We start from the raw sequence: 22,151 nt of genomic DNA on the forward strand, positions 1-22,151 counted from the left end.
CATGGATCGGCGACGAAGAGGGCAGTATCAACGTGCGTTGAGGGCAGGGCCTTGTCGCAGGAGTGGAACAACGAGGGTGAACACGGGTTCCAGAACCCGCACTGGACATCAGTGTGCCAAGTGGCTACACTGACCCTTTGCGCTGCCTGTTAGCTGCCCCCTGCCCGTCACCAGGGGTCTGCCCTCGCCCGAGCATCGACGACAAGATATGCCTGACCTGGCCTTTCGGCCCTGTGGGCACAGCTTGTCTCCGTGTACGGGAGAGGGGCCGGTACGCGCGTAGTGAGTCCGAGCCCTCGGAAGGACCCCCTCTTGGCCGCCTCGCGCAACGCCTCGACCGCGAATACGAACAACGGCGCCAGCACCGCCCCGCTGCGCATCTCTTTTGCAAAGATCAAGGAGCCTCTCGAGGTTCCCAACCTGCTCGCGCTGCAGACCGAGAGCTTTGACTGGCTGCTCGGCAACACGGCCTGGCAGAGTCGGGTCGAGGAGGCTCTGGAGAACGGTCAGGACGTCCCCACCAAGTCCGGGCTCGAGGAGATCTTCGAGGAGATCTCCCCGATCGAGGACTTCAGCGGGTCGATGTCGCTGACGTTCCGGGACCACCGCTTCGAGCCGCCGAAGAACTCGATCGACGAGTGCAAGGAGCGCGACTTCACGTACGCGGCCCCGCTCTTCGTCACGGCCGAGTTCACCAACAACGAGACCGGCGAGATCAAGTCCCAGACCGTCTTCATGGGTGACTTCCCGCTCATGACGAACAAGGGCACCTTCGTCATCAACGGCACCGAGCGTGTCGTGGTGTCGCAGCTGGTCCGCTCCCCCGGTGTCTACTTCGACTCCTCCATCGACAAGACGTCCGACAAGGACATCTTCTCCGCCAAGATCATCCCGTCCCGGGGTGCCTGGCTGGAGATGGAGATCGACAAGCGCGACATGGTCGGTGTCCGTATCGACCGCAAGCGCAAGCAGTCCGTCACCGTCCTCCTGAAGGCGCTCGGCTGGACCACCGAGCAGATCCTCGAGGAGTTCGGCGAGTACGAGTCCATGCGCGCCACCCTGGAGAAGGACCACACCCAGGGCCAGGACGACGCGCTGCTCGACATCTACCGCAAGCTGCGTCCGGGCGAGCCCCCCACGCGCGAGGCCGCGCAGACGCTGCTGGAGAACCTTTACTTCAACCCCAAGCGCTACGACCTGGCCAAGGTCGGCCGCTACAAGGTCAACAAGAAGCTGGGCACGGACACCCCGCTGGACGCCGGGATCCTGACCGTCGAGGACATCATCGCGACGATCAAGTACCTGGTGAAGCTGCACGCCGGCGAGACCGAGACGGTCGGTGACAACGGCACCTCCGTGGTCGTCGAGACCGACGACATCGACCACTTCGGCAACCGTCGTCTGCGCAGCGTCGGCGAGCTCATCCAGAACCAGGTCCGCACGGGTCTGGCGCGTATGGAGCGTGTCGTCCGCGAGCGGATGACGACCCAGGACGTCGAGGCGATCACGCCGCAGACCCTGATCAACATCCGGCCGGTCGTCGCCTCCATCAAGGAGTTCTTCGGCACCAGCCAGCTGTCCCAGTTCATGGACCAGAACAACCCGCTGTCGGGTCTGACGCACAAGCGGCGTCTTTCCGCGCTCGGCCCGGGTGGTCTCTCCCGTGAGCGGGCCGGCTTCGAGGTCCGTGACGTGCACCCCTCGCACTACGGCCGCATGTGCCCGATCGAGACCCCTGAAGGCCCGAACATCGGTCTGATCGGCTCGCTCGCCACCTACGGCCGCGTGAACGCGTTCGGTTTCGTCGAGACCCCGTACCGCAAGGTGTTCGAGGGCCAGGTCACCGACCAGGTCGACTACCTCACGGCCGACGAGGAGGACCGCTTCGTCATCGCGCAGGCCAACGCGCCGCTGACGGACGACCTCCGCTTCGCCGAGGCCCGCGTGCTCGTCCGCCGCAAGGGCGGCGAGGTCGACTACGTCGGCCCCGAGGACGTGGACTACATGGACGTCTCGCCGCGCCAGATGGTGTCGGTCGCGACCGCCATGATCCCCTTCCTCGAGCACGACGACGCCAACCGTGCCCTCATGGGCGCGAACATGATGCGTCAGGCCGTGCCGCTGATTAAGTCCGAGTCCCCGCTCGTCGGCACCGGCATGGAGTACCGCTCCGCGGTCGACGCCGGCGACGTGGTCAAGGCCGAGAAGCCCGGTGTGGTCCAGGAGGTCTCCGCGGACTACATCACCACCGCCAACGACGACGGCACGTACATCACGTACCGCCTGGCCAAGTTCGCCCGCTCCAACCAGGGCACCTCGGTCAACCAGAAGGTCATCGTCAACGAGGGCGACCGGATCATCGAGGGCCAGGTCCTGGCCGACGGTCCGGCCACCCAGAACGGCGAGATGGCGCTGGGCAAGAACCTGCTCGTGGCGTTCATGCCGTGGGAGGGTCACAACTACGAGGACGCGATCATCCTGTCGCAGCGCCTCGTGCAGGACGACGTCCTCTCCTCGATCCACATCGAGGAGCACGAGGTCGACGCCCGTGACACCAAGCTCGGCCCCGAGGAGATCACCCGGGACATCCCGAACGTCTCCGAGGAGGTCCTCGCCGACCTCGACGAGCGCGGCATCATCCGCATCGGTGCCGAGGTCATCGCCGGTGACATCCTCGTCGGCAAGGTGACCCCCAAGGGCGAGACCGAGCTGACCCCCGAGGAGCGCCTGCTGCGCGCGATCTTCGGTGAGAAGGCCCGTGAGGTCCGTGACACCTCGCTGAAGGTGCCGCACGGCGAGACCGGCAAGGTCATCGGCGTCCGCGTCTTCGACCGCGAGGAGGGCGACGAGCTTCCCCCCGGTGTGAACCAGCTGGTGCGCGTGTACGTCGCGCAGAAGCGCAAGATCACCGACGGTGACAAGCTCGCCGGCCGTCACGGCAACAAGGGCGTCATCTCGAAGATCCTGCCGATCGAGGACATGCCGTTCCTGGAGGACGGCACCCCGGTCGACATCATCCTCAACCCGCTGGGTGTGCCGTCCCGAATGAACCCGGGACAGGTCCTGGAGATCCACCTCGGCTGGCTCGCCAGCCAGGGCTGGGACGTCTCCGGCCTCGCCGACGAGTGGGCGCAGCGTCTGCAGGCCATCGACGCCGACCAGGTCCCGCCGCGGACCAACGTCGCGACGCCGGTCTTCGACGGTGCCCGCGAGGACGAGCTGGCCGGTCTGCTGAACCACACCATCCCGAACCGCGACGGCGAGCGCATGGTGCTCCCGTCCGGCAAGGCGCGGCTGTTCGACGGCCGCTCCGGTGAGCCGTTCCCGGACCCGATCTCCGTCGGGTACATGTACATCCTCAAGCTGCACCACCTGGTCGACGACAAGCTGCACGCCCGCTCGACCGGTCCGTACTCCATGATCACCCAGCAGCCGCTGGGTGGTAAGGCCCAGTTCGGTGGCCAGCGCTTCGGTGAGATGGAGGTGTGGGCGCTGGAGGCGTACGGCGCCGCTTACGCCCTCCAGGAGCTGCTGACCATCAAGTCCGACGACGTCACCGGCCGCGTGAAGGTCTACGAGGCCATCGTCAAGGGCGAGAACATCCCCGAGCCCGGCATCCCCGAGTCCTTCAAGGTGCTCATCAAGGAGATGCAGTCTCTCTGCCTGAACGTGGAGGTGCTGTCCAGCGACGGTATGTCCATCGAGATGCGTGACACCGACGAGGACGTCTTCCGCGCTGCGGAGGAGCTCGGCATCGACCTGTCCCGGCGCGAGCCGAGCAGCGTCGAAGAGGTCTGACGGGAGTCCGGGGGCCTGTGTCTCACAGGTCCCCGGCCCCAGGACCCCCGTTTCAGACCAAAGACTTACAACCCTGAGAGGGATTGACGCATAGTGCTCGACGTCAACTTCTTCGACGAGCTCCGGATCGGCCTGGCCACCGCTGACGACATCCGTCAGTGGAGCCACGGCGAGGTCAAGAAGCCCGAGACCATCAACTACCGCACCCTCAAGCCCGAAAAGGACGGACTCTTCTGCGAGAAGATCTTCGGTCCGACCCGGGACTGGGAGTGCTACTGCGGCAAGTACAAGCGCGTCCGCTTCAAGGGCATCATCTGTGAGCGCTGCGGTGTCGAGGTGACTCGCGCCAAGGTGCGCCGTGAGCGGATGGGCCACATCGAACTGGCCGCTCCCGTCACGCACATCTGGTACTTCAAGGGCGTTCCGTCGCGTCTGGGCTACCTGCTCGACCTGGCCCCGAAGGACCTGGAGAAGGTCATCTACTTCGCGGCGTACATGATCACGTACGTCGACGAGGAGCGCCGTACGCGCGACCTGCCCTCGCTGGAGGCCCACGTCTCCGTCGAGCGCCAGCAGATCGAGCAGCGCCGCGACGCCGACCTGGAGGCCCGCGCCAAGAAGCTCGAGACCGACCTGGCCGAGCTGGAGGCCGAGGGCGCCAAGGCCGACGTGCGCCGCAAGGTGCGCGAGGGTGCCGAGCGCGAGATGAAGCAGCTGCGCGACCGTGCGCAGCGCGAGATCGACCGTCTCGACGAGGTGTGGAACCGCTTCAAGAACCTCAAGGTCCAGGACCTGGAGGGCGACGAGCTGCTCTACCGCGAGCTGCGTGACCGCTTCGGCACGTACTTCGACGGCTCGATGGGCGCCGCGGCGCTGCAGAAGCGCCTGGAGTCCTTCGACCTCGACGAGGAGGCCGAGAAGCTCCGCGAGATCATCCGCACCGGCAAGGGCCAGAAGAAGACCCGTGCGCTCAAGCGCCTGAAGGTCGTCTCCGCGTTCCTGCAGACCAGCAACAGCCCCAAGGGCATGGTGCTCGACTGCGTGCCGGTCATCCCGCCGGACCTCCGCCCGATGGTGCAGCTGGACGGTGGCCGCTTCGCGACCTCCGACCTGAACGACCTGTACCGCCGTGTGATCAACCGGAACAACCGCCTGAAGCGCCTTCTCGACCTCGGTGCGCCCGAGATCATCGTGAACAACGAGAAGCGCATGCTCCAGGAGGCCGTCGACGCGCTGTTCGACAACGGCCGTCGTGGCCGTCCGGTCACCGGTCCCGGTAACCGCCCGCTGAAGTCCCTCAGCGACATGCTGAAGGGTAAGCAGGGTCGCTTCCGTCAGAACCTGCTCGGTAAGCGTGTGGACTACTCCGCGCGTTCCGTGATCGTCGTCGGTCCGCAGCTGAAGCTGCACCAGTGCGGTCTGCCGAAGGCGATGGCGCTGGAGCTCTTCAAGCCGTTCGTGATGAAGCGCCTGGTCGACCTGAACCACGCGCAGAACATCAAGAGCGCCAAGCGCATGGTCGAGCGCGGCCGCACGGTCGTGTACGACGTGCTGGAAGAGGTCATCGCGGAGCACCCGGTTCTGCTGAACCGTGCGCCCACGCTGCACCGCCTCGGCATCCAGGCCTTCGAGCCGCAGCTGGTCGAGGGCAAGGCCATCCAGATCCACCCGCTCGTCTGCACCGCGTTCAACGCGGACTTCGACGGTGACCAGATGGCCGTCCACCTGCCGCTCTCCGCGGAGGCGCAGGCCGAGGCCCGCATCCTGATGCTGTCCTCGAACAACATCCTCAAGCCGGCCGACGGCCGCCCGGTGACGATGCCGACCCAGGACATGGTCCTCGGTCTGTTCTTCCTCACCACCGACGGCGAGATGCGCGACCTCAAGGGCGAGGGCCGTTCCTTCGCCTCGGTCGCCGAGGCGATCATGGCCTTCGACGCGGGCGAGCTGTCGCTCCAGTCGAAGATCGACGTGCGCTTCCCGGTCGGCACCATCCCGCCGCGCGGCTGGACCCCGCCGGCGCGCGAGGAGGGCGAGCCCGAGTGGCAGCAGGGTGACAGCTTCCGGCTGAACACCACGCTGGGCCGCGCGCTCTTCAACGAGCTGCTGCCCGAGGACTACCCGTTCGTCGACTACGAGGTCGGCAAGAAGCAGCTCTCCGAGATCGTCAACGACCTCGCCGAGCGCTACCCGAAGGTCATCGTGGCGGCGACGCTCGACAACCTGAAGGCGTCCGGCTTCTACTGGGCCACCCGCTCCGGCGTCACCGTCGCGATCTCCGACGTCGTCGTCCCCGAGGCGAAGAAGGAGATCGTCCGCGGCTACGAGGCGCAGGACGAGAAGGTCCAGAAGCAGTACGAGCGCGGTCTGATCACCAAGGACGAGCGCACGCAGGAGCTCATCGCGATCTGGACCAAGGCGACCAACGAGGTCGCCGAGGCGATGAACGACAACTTCCCGAAGACCAACCCGATCTTCATGATGGTGAACTCGGGTGCACGAGGCAACATGATGCAGATGCGTCAGATCGCCGGTATGCGTGGTCTGGTGTCGAACGCGAAGAACGAGACGATCCCGCGTCCGATCAAGGCGTCGTTCCGTGAGGGCCTGTCCGTGCTGGAGTACTTCATCTCCACGCACGGTGCCCGTAAGGGTCTGGCGGACACCGCTCTGCGTACCGCCGACTCGGGTTACCTCACGCGTCGTCTGGTCGACGTCTCCCAGGACGTCATCATTCGCGAGGAGGACTGCGGCACCGAGCGCGGTCTGCGTCTGAAGATCGCCGACCGGAACGCCGAGGGCACCCTGCTCAAGGCGGAGGACGTCGAGACGTCCGTGTACGCGCGCTGCCTCGCCGAGGACATCGTGGTAGACGGTCAGGTGCTGGCCCCGGCCGGCACCGACCTGGGCGACGTCCTCATCGAGGAGCTCGTCTCCCGCGGCGTCGAGGAGGTCAAGACCCGCTCGGTCCTGACCTGCGAGTCCGCCGTCGGCACCTGCGCGATGTGCTACGGCCGTTCGCTGGCCACCGGCAAGCTGGTCGACATCGGTGAGGCGGTCGGCATCATCGCCGCCCAGTCCATCGGTGAGCCCGGCACCCAGCTGACGATGCGTACCTTCCACACCGGTGGTGTGGCCGGTGACGACATCACCCAGGGTCTGCCGCGTGTCGTCGAGCTCTTCGAGGCCCGTACCCCGAAGGGTGTCGCCCCGATCTCCGAGGCCTCCGGCCGCGTGCGGATCGAGGAGACCGAGAAGACCAAGAAGATCGTCATCACGCCGGACGACGGCAGCGACGAGACGGCCTACCCGATCTCCAAGCGCGCCCGTCTCCTGGTCAGCGAGGGCGAGCACGTCGAGGTGGGCCAGAAGCTCACCGTGGGTGCCACCAACCCGCACGACGTGCTGCGCATCCTGGGCCAGCGTGCCGTCCAGGTCCACCTGGTCGGCGAGGTCCAGAAGGTCTACAACTCGCAGGGTGTGTCGATCCACGACAAGCACATCGAGATCATCATCCGGCAGATGCTGCGCCGCGTGACGATCATCGAGTCCGGCGACGCCGAGCTGCTGCCCGGCGAGCTGGTCGAGCGCTCGAAGTTCGAGCACGAGAACCGTCGTGTGGTCCAGGAGGGCGGTCACCCGGCCTCCGGTCGTCCGCAGCTCATGGGTATCACCAAGGCCTCGCTGGCGACGGAATCCTGGCTGTCGGCGGCGTCCTTCCAGGAGACGACGCGAGTCCTCACGGACGCGGCGATCAACGCCAAGTCCGACTCGCTCATCGGCCTCAAGGAGAACGTCATCATCGGTAAGCTCATCCCGGCCGGTACGGGTCTGTCCCGCTACCGCAACATCCGGGTCGAGCCGACCGAGGAGGCCAAGGCCGCGATGTACTCGGCCGTCGGCTACGACGACATCGACTACTCGCCGTTCGGCACGGGCTCCGGCCAGGCCGTTCCGCTGGAGGACTACGACTACGGTCCGTACAACCAGTAAGCGACTCGCTTGAACGAAGGGCGGTCATCCTTTGGGGTGGCCGCCCTTCGGCGTGTCAGCGCCGGTTCTCCAGGTGGGCCTGCAAGTGGTGGAGCCGGGTGTGGACGTCGGGGTGGGAGTCGAGCAGCCGCGCGACCAGTCCCTCCTCGGCGGAGGCGGCGCCGAGGGCGGTGGCCGCGGCCCGGCGGGACTCCTCCCGGCCGCACTCCTGGTGCAGCACCGCGATCAGCTGGTGCGCGAAGCCCAGGCGCGCGGCGTGCTCGTCGGCCCGCAGCTCGGACCGCCGGGAGACCGCGGCCACCAGGTACGGCGTGGCCAGGGGCAGGAAGATCAGTCCGTAGGTGGCGGTCGCCAGCGCGACCAGGACCGCGCCGGACACGCCGATCACCACGGCCGCGGCACCGGTCGGGAGCCGGCCCACCAGCGCGACCAGGCGGAGCAGCACCCGCCAGGCGAGCCGGGCCGGCAGCGCGTACCAGAGGGACAGCAGCGAGGCCCACGCGTGTCCACGGGTGTGGTGTCCCAGCTCGTGGGCGAGGACGCCGCCGAGCTGTGCGGGCGTCAGCGTCCGCAGCGAGTGGCTGGTGACGCCGACGATGTGACCGGCCGCCGCCATGGCGTTGATCTCGTCGCTCTCCTCCATCCACAGTTGGTAGCCGTCGGCGTCCACTCCGGCCCGGGCGGCGACCTCGCGCCAGACCGGCCGCAGTCGCTCGTCCTCCTCCGGGGTGGGGTAGCGCAGGCCGAACAACCACCGGGCCAGGAGCCGCTCGCACGGCCGGTGGAACACCAGGGCGCCGCTGACGACCCAGGAACCGAAGAGGATCCACCACGGCAGACCGGTCAGCCGGCCCAGGGCGTACGACACGGCGAAGACCACGGCAAGACTGGCGGCCCCGTGCGGAAGGTGCAGGGCCAGCGAGCCGAGGGCGGTGACGTCCGCGCCGCGCGAGCGGGCGGCGATGTGGACACGGCCGGGGCGGCGGGGAAGGTCGTCGTCGCGGTTCGACGGGGAGGAGCCCGGCGGCTGCGGTGTCCCGGGCTCGTACGGCTTGGGCATGGTCGGTCCTTCCCGTACGGGGTGCGGAGCGGTGAGGTCAGGTGAGGAGCATCGAGCCGGGCAGCAGGGCCGCCGCACAGCCGAACGAGATCAGTCCCGTCCGGATCCAGAAGTGCTTGCGGGCGGCGATGCCGCTGGTCTCGGCCAGGGCGATGAGGAGACCGCGAGTGGGGTCCCGCCCGGTTTCCGCGAGGGCCGCGGAGAGCCGGCCGGCCCGTGCGGCCCGCTGCACGTCGCCGAAGTAGGTGAGCGGACGGCCGGGCGTCCAGCGACTCCTCCCGTACCGGGGGAGCACCGCCAGCAGAAGGGCGAACAGGGCGACGACCAGGGACGTCGCCCCGGCCCACCACAGCAGGGCGGCGAGTGCCGGGAGCCGGGCGGGACTCCAGCCGCGGTTGGCGAGGAGTGCCGCCAGCATGCCGCCGGAGATGCCGAGCGCGCCGACCAGAACGGTCGCCTTGGTGTCGGCGCGGGCGATCTCGCTCCGGAGGTCGGCGAGCAGTTGGCCGCCCGCCCGCACCTCGGGGCCGTCCGCCGCGGTCATGAGCCGGGCTCCGGATCGTCCTCGGGCGGGGCGGACGGGTCCGTGGTCCGCAGGATGGCCTTCATCCGCTCGGCGATGAGCTCATGGGGCTTGTCGAGGTGGTAGTCCTCCAGACGCTTGCTGTCCAGGGCCTGGTTGATCAGGCTCACCTGGGTGTCCAGCAGTCTGTTCTGGCCCGACTGGAGATGCTCCAGGACGAGCTGCGTCTCGTCGGGGTGCGCTGCCAGGTGCAGGGCGAGCGCGGCGGTGCCGCCCCTGGCCAGGGTGAGTTCGTAGAACCTGATCTGTTCGGCCCTGCGCTCGGCCTCGTACGTCTCCCGGAGGAGGGCCGCCGCATGCTCAGGTTTCGCGGCCTCCACCTCGTGCCGGGCGGTGCGCAGGCGGTCCTGGTGGGAGCGCTCGGTGGCGTCCCGGCGCAGTCGTATCGAGCTGGTGACGCGCAGGCCCTGGGCCTGGCCGAGCCAGGTCGCCTCCCGCACCGCCCGCTGCACCTCCCGCTCCGCCTCGGCGCTCGCGTCGATGGGGTGCCGCCGGCCGGCCTCCCGCATCAGCGGCAGGAGTTCGCGTGTGAGCAGCGAGGGCACGTCACGCTCCTGACTGCGGACGAACAGCGCCGGATGAGCCACCCGCCAGCCCACGTCGGCCGTGGCCTCGAACTCGAAGCTGTCGACGTCGCTGGGCAGGGGCACGTTCAACTGGAAGATGTGCGGATCGGTGCTCACCTCGTAGACGGCGACGAAACGCCGCACGGACGTGGGACGGTCGGGCGGCAGGAACGTCTCGTACGCTCCCTTCCGCGTGACGCAGACCAGGGCGTGGTCGATGCGCCCCGTGAACCGACGGCCGCCGAGGTGGAAGCGTGGCAGCTGCCAGACCGTGCGGACCGGGTCGGGATCGGTGTGCGGGGTGGCGGGGTGCAGGGGCTGCTGCCGGAACCAGTCCAGCTGTTCGTGTTCGGTGTGTTCCACGGTTCGGCCTCCGGGAGCGGGTCAGTCGAGGGAGAGGCGTTCGCTCAGCCGGACGGCGGCCGGTGAGCGGGCTCCCCTGGAGTCGCGGACGGTGTCCAGCAGATGGCCGACGCGCCGGCGGTTGGTGGGTGAGGTGACCAGGGCACCGAGCAGTGAGGCCAGGGCCGACTCGCTCTCGGGGTCCTCGTCGGCTCCACGCACCCAGCCGCGCAGCACGCCGAGGGCTTTCCGGTTGTGCGTCCGGTCGGTCAGCAGCGCGTCCCAGAACGCGGCCAGGTGCCGGGCGGCCGTCGGATCCTCGGCTGCCGCGGCCCGCGCGTACCAGTCGAGAACCGGAGGCTGGTCGCTCTCGTCGCCTTTCGTCTGCTTGCAGGCCTGGAGGAAGGCGAGCAGGGCGTGCGGGCGGACCAGGCGGTCGGTCGTGAGGAGTTCGGCCAGGGCCGCCAGTACGGGTTCCCGTACGGCGAGGAGCAGGAGTTCGAGGGCGTCCGCGAGCTGCCGGGCCTCCTCGGGTACCTCGTCGTCCGCGGAGCCGGTGTCGGTTTCGGCGGTGGGTGGCGGCCGGTGCATGGCGTCCACGAGAGCCGCCAGGGTCTCCTCGTGGTGCACCGGGCCCAGGAGGCCGTACGCGCGGATGGCCGTCCAGCGGCGGCTCTCGACATCACCGACGCACCAGTCGTGCAGGATCCGGGAGACGGTGGGCACCCGCAGCAGTTGCGCCATGGTGAGGGCATTGGCCGCGGTCAGCCAGGCGTGCGGTTTGCGGCCGTCCGCCCAGGGCTCGATGAGATGGGCCATCGCGGACGACAGGTCGGCGGTGGCGAGCAGCGCGGCGGCCGACGCCGCCCGGGTCCGTACCAGGGGGCGGCGGTCGTCGGCCAGCTTGCGGACCCACTCCCCGAGGGCCGGGCGGGCCGACGGGTGGAGGTTCCACACCTCCTCCAGCAGCAGCGGAGCCGTCCGTTCGTCCCGGAAGCGAGCGCAGAACCTGCCCTCCAGGGGACCCCACTCGGTGACCTCCGTGGTCACATACCCGTCGGCGTGCGCGAGCCGGAGCCGATCCTCCCGGGAGCTTCCGAAGACGGGGATGGACGGCCGGAGCCCCGGCTCCTGAAGGGCGTGCAGGCGCACGAAGAGGCCGTCGGCGAGTTCGGCGGTCACCGCATAGGGCGCCTTGTCGAACACGGCGAGCGAGACGAGGAACGCCTTGTCGTGCAGCTCGGGCTTCTCCTCGGTGAGCCAGCGGGACACCTGTGTCGCCACTGCCGTCTCACCCCAGGCGGCCAGCTCGGCCTCGTCGATCTCGCCGCGGTGGTGTGCCACGAGCCGCAGCGCGAACTGTTTGATCTCCTCCGGCCGGTGGTGCCGGGTGAGGAACTCCTTCACCGCAGTCAGGCCCGAGAGACCGGCCCAGGCGGACTCGCCGGTCACCGGAGCGACATGGGCGTGCAGCAGGTCCTCGGCCGACGGCGGCTCCCACCGGACGGACGCGATGTCGCCGAGGGCCGCCGAGGGCTCGACGGTGATCACGAGACGGGCCCGGCTGCGCCGCAGCCGCTCGCGCAGGGCCAGCAGCTGGGCTTCCCGCAGGGGACGGTTACGGCTGACGGCCAGGTCGCACACGACGTATCCGGCCGAGGTGTCCACCTGGTCGGCCAGGGTCGTGAACGACGCCGGAGGGTCGAGGGAGCGGATGGGGCCGGTGCCCAGCCGGTGCAGGAGCATCAGCGCGGCGGAACGGCGGCCGGTCTCGCGCCCGCCGGACAGGATGACCAACCGGTCGTCCCGCAGCCGCTTCAGGGCCTCGTCGAAGCTGTCGCAGCCCCGGAAGACGCCCGCCAGTTCGTCGATCTCCGACTGCGGAATCGGCCCGGACAGCGTGGGACGCGCCTCGGCCCGGCCACCGAAGTGGAAGTGCTGGTCGCCGTAGTGGTAGCCGCCCGTCTGGCCGAACTGGTCGCGGGCGACGAGGGTGGAGACGATGTCCGGGCCGTGGGCGATCAGGTCCCGGCGTGCGGCCCACGCCTCCTGCCTCGGCTGTTCCCCGGCCGTCTCGTCCTGCTGCTTCTTCTCGTCGTCCGGCGCGGATTCCTCGGCCGGTTTCGCCGCGCCGCCCGCCGCGGCGTCCTGGCTCATCGGCGCTCGTCCCGGGCCGGACGGGTGAAGTCGAAGCGTTGATCCCCGTAGTGGGTGCCGCCCGCCTGGCCGTACTGGTCACCGCCGATGCGGATGTCGGTGTGCCGGGGAGCGGGCGCGTCCGGCCCCGGGGCGACGTCGGCGGCGACCTCCGAGGAACCCGGCGTCCCCGGCAGCCCGTGCACCCAAGCCACCGTAGGCCCCTCCTTCGTCCCCACCGTCACCCGGTGGAACTCCTCCGGCCGTACTCCCAGCGGCCCGTGCCGCACCACGCCCCGGTAGACGTCGTCCGACACGCACAGGACGCTGTCGGCCTCCCGCTGCTTCAGGGCGTCGCGCAGGGCGTCGGAGTCCAGGAGGCGGACCGCGTGGTTGAGGTCCGAGCCGACCCAGCCGTCGAGTTCGTCGACGGCGACGTAGCCGGAGGACAGGACGATGCGCAGGCGCATGCGCGCGCTGGCGGCGAGGAGGCGGTTCTTGTTGTGGAGGAGGGCCGGGGTCTCGGTCAGCAGGGTCTTGACCAGGGCCGGCACGGGGACCGCGGTGTCGATCAGCTCCATGACGGAGTCGCCGCGGTCGGCGCGCAGCCGGGCGGTCTCGTCGACCGCGGCGGTGTTCAGGGTCGTGTCGACGACGTCGTACAGGACCCGCCGCAGGAACGCCTGTTCCACGTCGTCGCGTGAGCCGTACTGCTCGATGTCGAAGAGGAGGATCGTGCGGTACACGGGGTCGGTCATGGCTGCCTCTCGCACGTCGGTGTCCGTCGACCAGCACGATCGCGGGCCCGGGGCGAGCGGCGGAGGGCCGATGACACGGACGGACTGTGACCGTGTGCGCAGACGGCAGCGCCCGGACGTGCCTCAGGCCGAGCTCTCGCCGGCGATGCGGCGCAGCACGTCGGGGCGGAGTACGACGATCCGGCGCCGCCGGGTGGCGACGACCTGCCGGTCCCGCAGCTCCTTCAGGAGCCGGGCCACCGCCTCGCGCGAGGAGCCGACCGAACCGGCGAACTCCTGCTGGCTGAGTCCGATGGTCAGTTCGATGCCCTCGTCCGTCCGGCTGCCGTGCGTGCGGAGGAGTTCCAGGAGCAGGACGGCCAGCCGCTCCCGCACGCTGAGGGCCGCCCACTCCAGCCGGCGGCGGTCGGTCGAGCGCTGCCGGTCCGTGGACAGGCTCAGCAGGTGCAGCGCCACCCGGGGATTGTTCGAGACGAACACCGTGAAACGGTGCTGGTCGATCACGACGGCCTCGACCGGCTCCAGTGCCGTCACGGTCGCCGACCGGCCACGGCCGCTCAGGGCCGCGCCCTCGCCGATGATGTCGCCGGGGCCGCGCAGGGCGAGCAGGGCCTCGTAGCCGTTGGCCGCGATGGCGGTGACCTTGGTCCAGCCGTGGAGCAGCAGCAGGACGTGGGCCGAGGGCTCGTCCTGGTGCAGGATGACGCCGCGTGCCGGGTAGTGCAGGGGGCGGCCGATGGCGAGCAGCGCGGCGCGGTCCTCCCGCTCCAGCCGGGCTAGGAACGGGACGCCGTCGTCGTCCCACACACGTGCCTGCCCCCCGGTCATCCCGCCGACCCCCGCGTTGATCCGTGTCGATGCGTGCCGTGTACAGGCGTCAACGTACTGGAAGTGACCATGGAAACAACGGGCGACAATCGGCCGCCTGGCCGACGCGCCACGCCCGGCCGCCGACGCCCCGGTGCGGGAAGGCCCCGCTTCGGCGCATCATGGAAGGACTCCGGTTCCGGGGAGGTGCTCCGTGTCGCAGCCGCCCTATCCGTCCTGGCAGCCCTGGCAGGGGGCCAGGGTTCCCTCGATGCTCGCCTCGCACGCCGATCGGGAGCGGGCCGTGGACGTGCTCAGGGCCGGGTACGGCGAGGGCCGGATGGAGCACGGGGAGTTCGAGAGGCGGGTGGCGCGGGCGTATGCCGCGCGGACCGTGGGGGAGCTGGCGCTGCTCGTCGCCGATCTGCCCCAGGGGCCCCTGCCGCAGTCGGTGCCGGCCGTGTCCGTGCCGCCGGCGTTCCTGTCGGTGCCGCGGCCGCAGACGAACGGGAAGGCGGTCGCCGCCGCGGTGTGCGGGCTGCTGTGCGTGCCGAGCATGGGGCTGACCGGGATCCCGGCCGTCGTCCTCGGGCATGTGGCGCGGGCCGAGATCCGCAGCCGCGGGGAGCTGGGCGACGGGCTCGCGCTGACCGGGCTCGTACTCGGATGGTTGTCCACGGCAGGCTGGGCACTCGTCCTGGTGTTGCTCACCGTGGTGTCCATCGCGGCCGGCTGACCGTGCGCAGCACACACCTGCAAGAGATGTGTGCGAATCGGACAGTCACCACCGAATTGAAGATCGACAACGGCCGAGGGTCTTGACATGTCCCGCCTGGCGATGCGGGCGGTGCCCATTTGTTTTGACCGCAGCGAATGCGATAGGTACGCTCAGACCTTGTGCCTGGGGTGTGCCCTGGCTCCCGTGCGTGCCTTCAACCGCACGGCGAGCTGATACCGGCCACCGTAATCTGCGCTTAATTCTGCCTGGCGGCGGGAGTCCGCGGGATTCGACACACCCGACCGCGTGGGTCGGCGACGTTCCAGGTTAGCTGTACCCATCGGCACACAGAAACCGGAGAAGTAGTGCCTACGATCCAGCAGCTGGTCCGCAAGGGCCGGCAGGACAAGGTCGAGAAGAACAAGACGCCCGCACTCGAGGGTTCCCCTCAGCGTCGTGGCGTCTGCACGCGTGTGTTCACGACCACCCCGAAGAAGCCGAACTCGGCCCTCCGTAAGGTCGCGCGTGTGCGTCTGACCAGCGGCATCGAGGTCACGGCCTACATTCCGGGTGAGGGACACAACCTGCAGGAGCACTCCATCGTGCTCGTGCGCGGCGGCCGTGTGAAGGACCTGCCGGGTGTTCGCTACAAGATCATCCGCGGCTCGCTCGACACCCAGGGTGTCAAGAACCGCAAGCAGGCCCGCAGCCGCTACGGCGCCAAGAAGGAGAAGTAAGAATGCCTCGTAAGGGCCCCGCCCCGAAGCGCCCGGTCATCATCGACCCGGTCTACGGCTCTCCTCTGGTGACCTCCCTGATCAACAAGGTGCTGCTGAACGGCAAGCGCTCCACCGCCGAGCGCATCGTCTACGGCGCCATGGAGGGCCTGCGCGAGAAGACCGGCAACGACCCGGTCATCACGCTCAAGCGCGCTCTCGAGAACATCAAGCCGACCCTCGAGGTCAAGTCCCGCCGTGTCGGTGGTGCCACCTACCAGGTTCCGGTCGAGGTCAAGCCCGGCCGTGCCAACACCCTGGCGCTGCGCTGGCTCGTCGGTTACTCCCGCGCCCGTCGCGAGAAGACCATGACCGAGCGTCTGCTCAACGAGCTCCTCGACGCCAGCAACGGCCTGGGCGCCGCTGTGAAGAAGCGCGAGGACACGCACAAGATGGCCGAGTCCAACAAGGCCTTCGCGCACTACCGCTGGTAGTCGCAGACCCCATCGAGACCGAGAGAAGACTGAAGCCTTATGGCTACCACTTCGCTTGACCTGGCCAGGGTCCGCAACATCGGGATCATGGCCCACATCGACGCGGGCAAGACGACCACCACCGAGCGGATCCTGTTCTACACCGGCGTTTCGTACAAGATCGGTGAGGTCCACGACGGCGCTGCCACCATGGACTGGATGGAGCAGGAGCAGGAGCGTGGCATCACGATCACCTCTGCTGCCACCACCTGTCACTGGCCGCTCGAGGGCGACGACTACACCATCAACATCATCGACACCCCGGGTCACGTCGACTTCACCGTCGAGGTGGAGCGCTCCCTGCGCGTGCTCGACGGTGCCGTGACGGTGTTCGACGGTGTCGCCGGTGTCGAGCCGCAGTCCGAGACGGTGTGGCGCCAGGCCGACCGTTACGGCGTGCCGCGCATCTGCTTCGTCAACAAGCTGGACCGTACCGGCGCCGAGTTCCACCGCTGCGTGGACATGATCTCGGACCGCCTGGGCGCGCAGCCGCTCGTCATGCAGCTGCCGATCGGTGCCGAGGCGGACTTCAAGGGCGTCATCGACCTCGTGACGATGAAGGCCCTGGTCTGGTCGGCCGAGGCGACCAAGGGCGAGATGTACGACACCGTCGACATCCCCGACACCCACGCCGAGGCTGCCGAGGAGTACCGCGGCAAGCTGCTCGAGGCCGTCGCCGAGAACGACGAAGAGCTGATGGAGCTGTACCTGGAGGGCACCGAGCCCACCGTGGAGCAGCTCTACGCCGCGATCCGTCGCATCACCATCGCGTCCGGCAAGGGCGGCGGCACCACCGTCACCCCCGTGTTCTGCGGCACCGCGTTCAAGAACAAGGGCGTCCAGCCCCTGCTCGACGCCGTCGTGCGCTACCTGCCCACCCCGCTCGACGTCGAGGCCATCGAGGGCCACGACGTCAAGGACCCGGAGCAGGTCATCGCGCGCAAGCCGTCGGAGGACGAGCCCCTCGCCGCGCTGGCGTTCAAGATCATGAGCGACCCGCACCTCGGCAAGCTCACCTTCGTCCGTGTGTACTCCGGCCGCCTGCACGCCGGCACCCAGGTGCTGAACAGCGTGAAGGGCAAGAAGGAGCGCATCGGCAAGATCTACCGCATGCACGCGAACAAGCGTGAGGAGATCGAGTCGGTGGGCGCCGGCGACATCGTCGCCGTCATGGGCCTGAAGCAGACCACCACCGGTGAGACGCTGTCCGACGACAAGAACCCGGTGATCCTGGAGTCCATGGACTTCCCGGCGCCGGTCATCCAGGTCGCCATCGAGCCCAAGTCGAAGGGCGACCAGGAGAAGCTGGGCGTCGCGATCCAGCGCCTGGCCGAGGAGGACCCGTCCTTCCAGGTCCACTCGGACGAGGAGACCGGCCAGACCATCATCGGCGGTATGGGCGAGCTGCACCTCGAGGTGCTGGTCGACCGCATGCGCCGTGAGTTCAAGGTCGAGGCCAACGTCGGCAAGCCGCAGGTCGCCTACCGCGAGACGATCCGCAAGGCCGTCGAGAAGGTCGAGTTCACCCACAAGAAGCAGACGGGTGGTACCGGCCAGTTCGCCCGCGTCATCATCGCGATCGAACCGATCGAGGGCGGCGACGCCTCGTACGAGTTCATCAACAAGGTGACCGGTGGCCGTGTGCCGAAGGAGTACATCCCTTCGGTGGACGCCGGTGCGCAGGAGGCCATGCAGTTCGGCATCCTCGCCGGTTACGAGATGACCGGTGTCCGCGTGACGCTGCTCGACGGTGCCTACCACGAGGTCGACTCCTCCGAGCTCGCGTTCAAGATCGCCGGTTCGCAGGCCTTCAAGGAGGCCGCGCGCAAGGCCAGCCCCGTGCTGCTCGAGCCGATGATGGCCGTCGAGGTCACCACGCCCGAGGACTACATGGGTGAGGTCATCGGCGACATCAACTCCCGCCGTGGTCAGATCCAGGCCATGGAGGAGCGGGCCGGTGCCCGCGTCGTGAAGGGCCTCGTGCCCCTTTCGGAGATGTTCGGCTACGTCGGCGACCTGCGCAGCAAGACGTCCGGCCGTGCGAGCTACTCCATGCAGTTCGACTCCTACGCCGAGGTTCCGCGGAACGTCGCCGAGGAGATCATCGCGAAGGCCAAGGGCGAGTAACGCACCGCGTCTACACGCCGTAGGCTTGACTCCGGAGCCTTGAGGGGCATTCCGCCGCAATCATGGTGAGAATGCCCCGGGGCCCGGGCTTTCCAGCAAAGATCACCTGGCGCCGATGAGTAAGGCGTACCAGAACCACTCCACAGGAGGACCCCAGTGGCGAAGGCGAAGTTCGAGCGGACTAAGCCGCACGTCAACATCGGCACCATCGGTCACATCGACCACGGTAAGACGACCCTCACGGCCGCCATTACCAAGGTGCTGCACGACGCGTACCCGGACCTGAACGAGGCCTCGGCCTTCGACCAGATCGACAAGGCTCCTGAGGAGCGCCAGCGCGGTATCACCATCTCCATCGCGCACGTCGAGTACCAGACCGAGACGCGTCACTACGCCCACGTCGACTGCCCCGGTCACGCGGACTACATCAAGAACATGATCACGGGTGCGGCGCAGATGGACGGCGCCATCCTCGTGGTCGCCGCCACCGACGGCCCGATGCCGCAGACCAAGGAGCACGTGCTCCTGGCCCGCCAGGTCGGCGTTCCGTACATCGTCGTCGCCCTGAACAAGGCCGACATGGTGGACGACGAGGAGATCCTGGAGCTCGTCGAGCTCGAGGTCCGTGAGCTCCTCTCCGAGTACGAGTTCCCGGGCGACGACGTTCCCGTCGTCAAGGTCTCCGCTCTGAAGGCCCTCGAGGGCGACAAGGAGTGGGGCAACTCGGTTCTCGAGCTCATGAACGCCGTCGACACGGCGATCCCGGAGCCCGAGCGCGACGTCGACAAGCCGTTCCTGATGCCGATCGAGGACGTCTTCACGATCACCGGTCGCGGTACGGTCGTCACCGGCCGTATCGAGCGTGGTGTCCTGAAGGTCAACGAGACCGTCGACATCATCGGCATCAAGCAGGAGAAGACCACCACCACGGTCACCGGCATCGAGATGTTCCGGAAGCTCCTCGACGAGGGCCAGGCCGGTGAGAACGTCGGTCTGCTCCTCCGCGGCATCAAGCGCGAGGACGTCGAGCGCGGCCAGGTCATCATCAAGCCGGGCTCGGTCACCCCGCACACCGAGTTCGAGGCGCAGGCCTACATCCTGTCCAAGGACGAGGGTGGCCGCCACACGCCGTTCTTCAACAACTACCGCCCGCAGTTCTACTTCCGTACGACGGACGTGACCGGCGTGGTGACCCTCCCCGAGGGCACCGAGATGGTCATGCCGGGTGACAACACCGAGATGAAGGTGGAGCTCATCCAGCCCGTCGCCATGGAGGAGGGCCTGAAGTTCGCCATCCGTGAGGGTGGCCGGACCGTGGGCGCCGGCCAGGTCACCAAGATCAACAAGTGAGTCTTCGGACTGGCTTGAGGGTCCACTGACCTGAGTGGCTCGGAGGGGCCCGTACGACTTCGGTCGTACGGGCCCCTTTGCCGTGCCAGGGGGCTTGCGCCGCCGTCACTGCATGTTCTGCAGGTGCGGGTGGTCGTACGAGGTCTCGCAGACGTAGAGCTGCAGGCAGTAGCCGCGCCCGATGTTGAGGTGGGTGGCGCAGGCCGGGCCGTCGGTGTGGTGGCCGGTGTAGTCGGCGTCCTCCAGCGGGCGCCAGCTGCCGCTGCCGCCGTCCCATTCGGTGCCGTCGATGGTGAGCAGGGGGCGCACGCCCGAGCCGCACTCCGGGCAGGACATGGGGAAGGGGTCGGAGAAGCTCCAGGGCGCGTGGCCGCCGACCTTGCTGCCGGGCGCGACGGAGAGGTCGTACTGGTAGTAGACGTCGGCCTCCCCGTCTCCTGCCCCTTCCTCTTCCCCTTCCTCGGCCTCCTCCTCGTTCTGCTCCTCCCAGGCTTCGATCCGCTCGGCGAGTTCCTCGGGCAGCTCGTGCGGGGCCGGGTATTCGGTGACCGGCTCGGGGTGGAGGACGCAGGGCTCGGGCAGGTAGTCGTCGTTGCCTATGACGGACGGCCGCGGTGCCTCCGCGAGGGGCGTGACCACCTCGGCGGCGGTGCGCCAGCGCAGCTCCGTGCGGGGCAGGTAGTCCGGGTCGTGGTCGAAGGGGCACCACAGCACCTGCAGCAGATCGGTGCCGTCGGGGCAGGGCAGGCCCGGCACGTCCGAGGCGTAGAGCTGCATCACGGGCACCATCGGGACCGGCCCGTCCTGCGTTCTGCGGGTCTCCTTGGCCGCCCGGTCGACGATCACCCGCTCCTCGTCGGTCAGCAGGGCGGCGCCCTGCGCGCGGGGCCGGGCCCAGGCCTCCGCCAGGATCCGCCGCCGGAGCCGGACGTTCTCCGGGTCGAGCCCGAGATGCCAGGGGCCGGCGTGCTCCGGGCACCCCGGCCACGGCTCGTCGGCCGGCCACAGCAGGGGACCGCCGACGGAACTGTCGGCGGTGGTGGGCGCCCCGGCCCGCGGATGCAGCCGGACGGCGGTGCGGGCGAGCGGGGCCAGCTCGGGGTACAGCGCCGTGACGTCCAGCGGACGGGGCGGTGTGGTGCGGGTCATGCGCGCAGGATAGGGGCCCGCACTGACAGCCGGACCTCGTCCGGGGCGGGGCTCGGTCACAGGTCGAGTTCTGCCCAGAGGGTCTGGCGCGGGGGCAGGCCCGGGGGGACGCCCCAGCGGTCGGCGAGAGCGTCGACGAGCCGGAGCAGCCGGACGTCGCGCCCCGGGAGGCGGCCATGGGGGGCGGCGTGGTCGACAGCTCCCCGACGAGCTGCGCGGCCGGGTCCAGGGACAGCCCCAGGAACGCAGTCGTTCCGTCGCCAGGAGACGGGCGAGACGAGCGAGACGGCGAGACGGGCACTGCGGGGTGGCGGACAGCCGGAGGCTGAAGTCGCGCACCCAGGTGGGCAGTTCGCGGGGCGTTCACACCGTCGCAGGGGCCCCTGCGGGCGACTCCGTCACCGTCGGCCGTCGCCGCGGGCGGGTGCAGCGCGCTCCCAGCCACACCAGGAACGCCGTGGGCAGGAACACCGCGTCACAGGCGATCATGGCCAGGGAGAAGAACGGGATGCCGAGCAGCACCGCGATGCCCGCGTGCTCCAGGATCATCACGGCCAGCAGGGCGTTCTTGATCCTGCGGTTGGCCAGGGTGAAGGGGAAGGCCACCTGGAGCGCGACCGTGCCGTAGCTCAGCAGCAGGACCAGCACCGTGTGGGCCGCGAGGAACGCGGAGAGCCAGGGCCAGGGCGTGAAGTACTCCAGTTCCAGCACGTAGTGCAGGGCGCTGCCCTCCTGCCACCGGGAGCCCTGCACCTTGTACCAGCCGGACGTGGCGTAGATCAGGCAGACCTGGATGGCGATCGTCAGCATGGCGGCGTTGTGCAGCATGGCCGCGCCCGCGTCCAGCAGCGCGCGGGCCTCGGTCCCGGAGCGAGCGCGGTCGACGGCGTACCAGAGACCCTGGATCGCCCACATGAGCCACAGCACCAGGGGCCATCCCGTCTCCCAGCCGAACGCCACCAGCAGGAACAGACCGATCGTCGCCCAGAGGACGATGCCTGTGGTGTCCCTGGTGCCTAGGGGGGCTTTGGGGTCCTTGGGCCGCGGGTGCGCGGGCCGCGCCCGGCGGGCGTCCAGGGACCACACCTGGGCGCAGCGGGTGAAGACCAGGTAGATCACCATGATGCGCAGGACGTTGTCGCCGCCGTCCCCCACGAGCGGGTTGCGGTTCTCCACGGACATCAGCCCGACCATGAGGAGCACGCTCGTGGTCCTGGTCCGCCAGCCCACCAGGACCGCGAGGGCCGAGGCGATGGTCAGCGCGTAGACGATCTCGAACCAGGCGCGGCCGCCGGACCAGTGCAGCACGCTGAAGGCGCCGTCCAGCCGGGCCAGGTCGAGCGCCATCTCGAACGACAGCGGGCTGCGGTCGCCGTACAGCACCCGGCGGTGCGGCCACTCGCGGAGCAGGAACGCGGCGATGACCAGGGCCAGGCCGATACGGAAGACGGCGGCCTGGTAGGGGGCTCGGGTGGTGCAGACCGCCCGGAGAACGGCCGGCATACGGGTCACGGT

Annotated in this window: 15 protein-coding genes; 7 read left to right on the forward strand and 8 right to left on the reverse strand. The window is 69.0% G+C overall.

Going from position 1 to position 22,151, the window contains the following annotated elements; genetic code table 11:
- The first annotated feature begins 312 nt into the window (after positions 1-312).
- The gene (gene rpoB / locus ABZ948_RS26565; RefSeq protein ID WP_359763549.1) at positions 313-3,798 is read left to right on the forward strand and encodes a DNA-directed RNA polymerase subunit beta; all 3,486 of its coding nucleotides are present in this window, start codon (positions 313-315) and stop codon (positions 3,796-3,798) included.
- A 93-nt stretch (positions 3,799-3,891) separates the two neighbouring features.
- Entirely contained in the window at positions 3,892-7,791 is a 3,900-nt protein-coding gene (locus ABZ948_RS26570) for a DNA-directed RNA polymerase subunit beta' (RefSeq protein WP_359763551.1), read from the forward strand.
- 55 nt (positions 7,792-7,846) lie between these two features.
- On the opposite strand, the gene ABZ948_RS26575 is transcribed toward ABZ948_RS26570, so the two are convergent.
- The 6 genes from ABZ948_RS26575 to ABZ948_RS26600 form a co-directional block, all read right to left on the reverse strand.
- Entirely contained in the window at positions 7,847-8,851 is a 1,005-nt protein-coding gene (locus ABZ948_RS26575) for a M48 family metalloprotease (protein WP_359763553.1), read from the reverse strand.
- A gap of 37 nt (positions 8,852-8,888) precedes the next feature.
- Positions 8,889-9,395 carry a Pycsar system effector family protein gene (locus ABZ948_RS26580; protein ID WP_359763555.1) on the reverse strand — a complete coding sequence of 169 codons (507 nt, stop codon included), beginning with the start codon at positions 9,393-9,395 and terminating at the stop codon, positions 8,889-8,891.
- Entirely contained in the window at positions 9,392-10,363 is a 972-nt protein-coding gene (locus ABZ948_RS26585) for an SPFH domain-containing protein (RefSeq protein ID WP_359763556.1), read from the reverse strand. The genes ABZ948_RS26580 and ABZ948_RS26585 overlap by 4 nt, the downstream gene beginning before the upstream one ends.
- Before the next feature lie 21 nt (positions 10,364-10,384).
- Positions 10,385-12,499 carry a hypothetical protein gene (locus tag ABZ948_RS26590; protein ID WP_359763558.1) on the reverse strand — a complete coding sequence of 705 codons (2,115 nt, stop codon included), beginning with the start codon at positions 12,497-12,499 and terminating at the stop codon, positions 10,385-10,387.
- A complete protein-coding gene (locus tag ABZ948_RS26595; protein ID WP_359763560.1) occupies positions 12,496-13,236 on the reverse strand; it encodes a hypothetical protein in 741 nt (246 codons plus the stop codon). Before ABZ948_RS26595 ends, ABZ948_RS26590 begins: the two co-directional genes overlap by 4 nt.
- 123 nt (positions 13,237-13,359) lie before the next feature.
- Complete coding sequence (locus ABZ948_RS26600; protein WP_359763562.1) at positions 13,360-14,064, reverse strand: Crp/Fnr family transcriptional regulator; 705 nt, start codon at positions 14,062-14,064, stop codon at positions 13,360-13,362.
- A 193-nt stretch (positions 14,065-14,257) separates the two neighbouring features.
- Here ABZ948_RS26600 and ABZ948_RS26605 point away from each other — a divergent pair, with 193 nt between their 5' ends.
- From ABZ948_RS26605 to tuf, 5 genes are all read left to right on the forward strand, one after another.
- Complete coding sequence (locus tag ABZ948_RS26605) at positions 14,258-14,779, forward strand: DUF1707 and DUF4190 domain-containing protein (protein WP_359763564.1); 522 nt, start codon at positions 14,258-14,260, stop codon at positions 14,777-14,779.
- 347 nt (positions 14,780-15,126) lie between these two features.
- Positions 15,127-15,498, forward strand: a complete 372-nt coding sequence (gene rpsL, locus ABZ948_RS26610; protein ID WP_003948652.1) for a 30S ribosomal protein S12 — start codon at positions 15,127-15,129, stop codon at positions 15,496-15,498.
- A gap of 2 nt (positions 15,499-15,500) precedes the next feature.
- Positions 15,501-15,971 (forward strand): 30S ribosomal protein S7, encoded by a 471-nt coding sequence (gene rpsG, locus ABZ948_RS26615; protein WP_003998848.1) that lies wholly within the window; start codon positions 15,501-15,503, stop codon positions 15,969-15,971.
- Between the two features lie 39 nt (positions 15,972-16,010).
- On the forward strand, positions 16,011-18,137 hold the full coding sequence (gene fusA / locus ABZ948_RS26620; RefSeq protein ID WP_359763567.1) for an elongation factor G: 2,127 nt from the start codon (positions 16,011-16,013) through the stop codon (positions 18,135-18,137).
- Between the two features lie 156 nt (positions 18,138-18,293).
- Positions 18,294-19,487 (forward strand): elongation factor Tu, encoded by a 1,194-nt coding sequence (gene tuf, locus ABZ948_RS26625; RefSeq protein WP_030233924.1) that lies wholly within the window; start codon positions 18,294-18,296, stop codon positions 19,485-19,487.
- Positions 19,488-19,592: 105 nt separating this feature from the next.
- Here tuf and ABZ948_RS26630 read toward each other — a convergent pair whose 3' ends face one another.
- Positions 19,593-20,636 (reverse strand): hypothetical protein, encoded by a 1,044-nt coding sequence (locus ABZ948_RS26630; RefSeq protein ID WP_359763569.1) that lies wholly within the window; start codon positions 20,634-20,636, stop codon positions 19,593-19,595.
- A 363-nt stretch (positions 20,637-20,999) separates the two neighbouring features.
- On the reverse strand, positions 21,000-22,139 hold the full coding sequence (locus ABZ948_RS26635) for an HTTM domain-containing protein (protein WP_359763571.1): 1,140 nt from the start codon (positions 22,137-22,139) through the stop codon (positions 21,000-21,002).
- Positions 22,140-22,151: the final 12 nt, after the last annotated feature.

This window comes from Streptomyces olindensis (assembly GCF_040645895.1).
Taxonomy (GTDB): Bacteria; Actinomycetota; Actinomycetes; order Streptomycetales; family Streptomycetaceae; genus Streptomyces; species Streptomyces olindensis.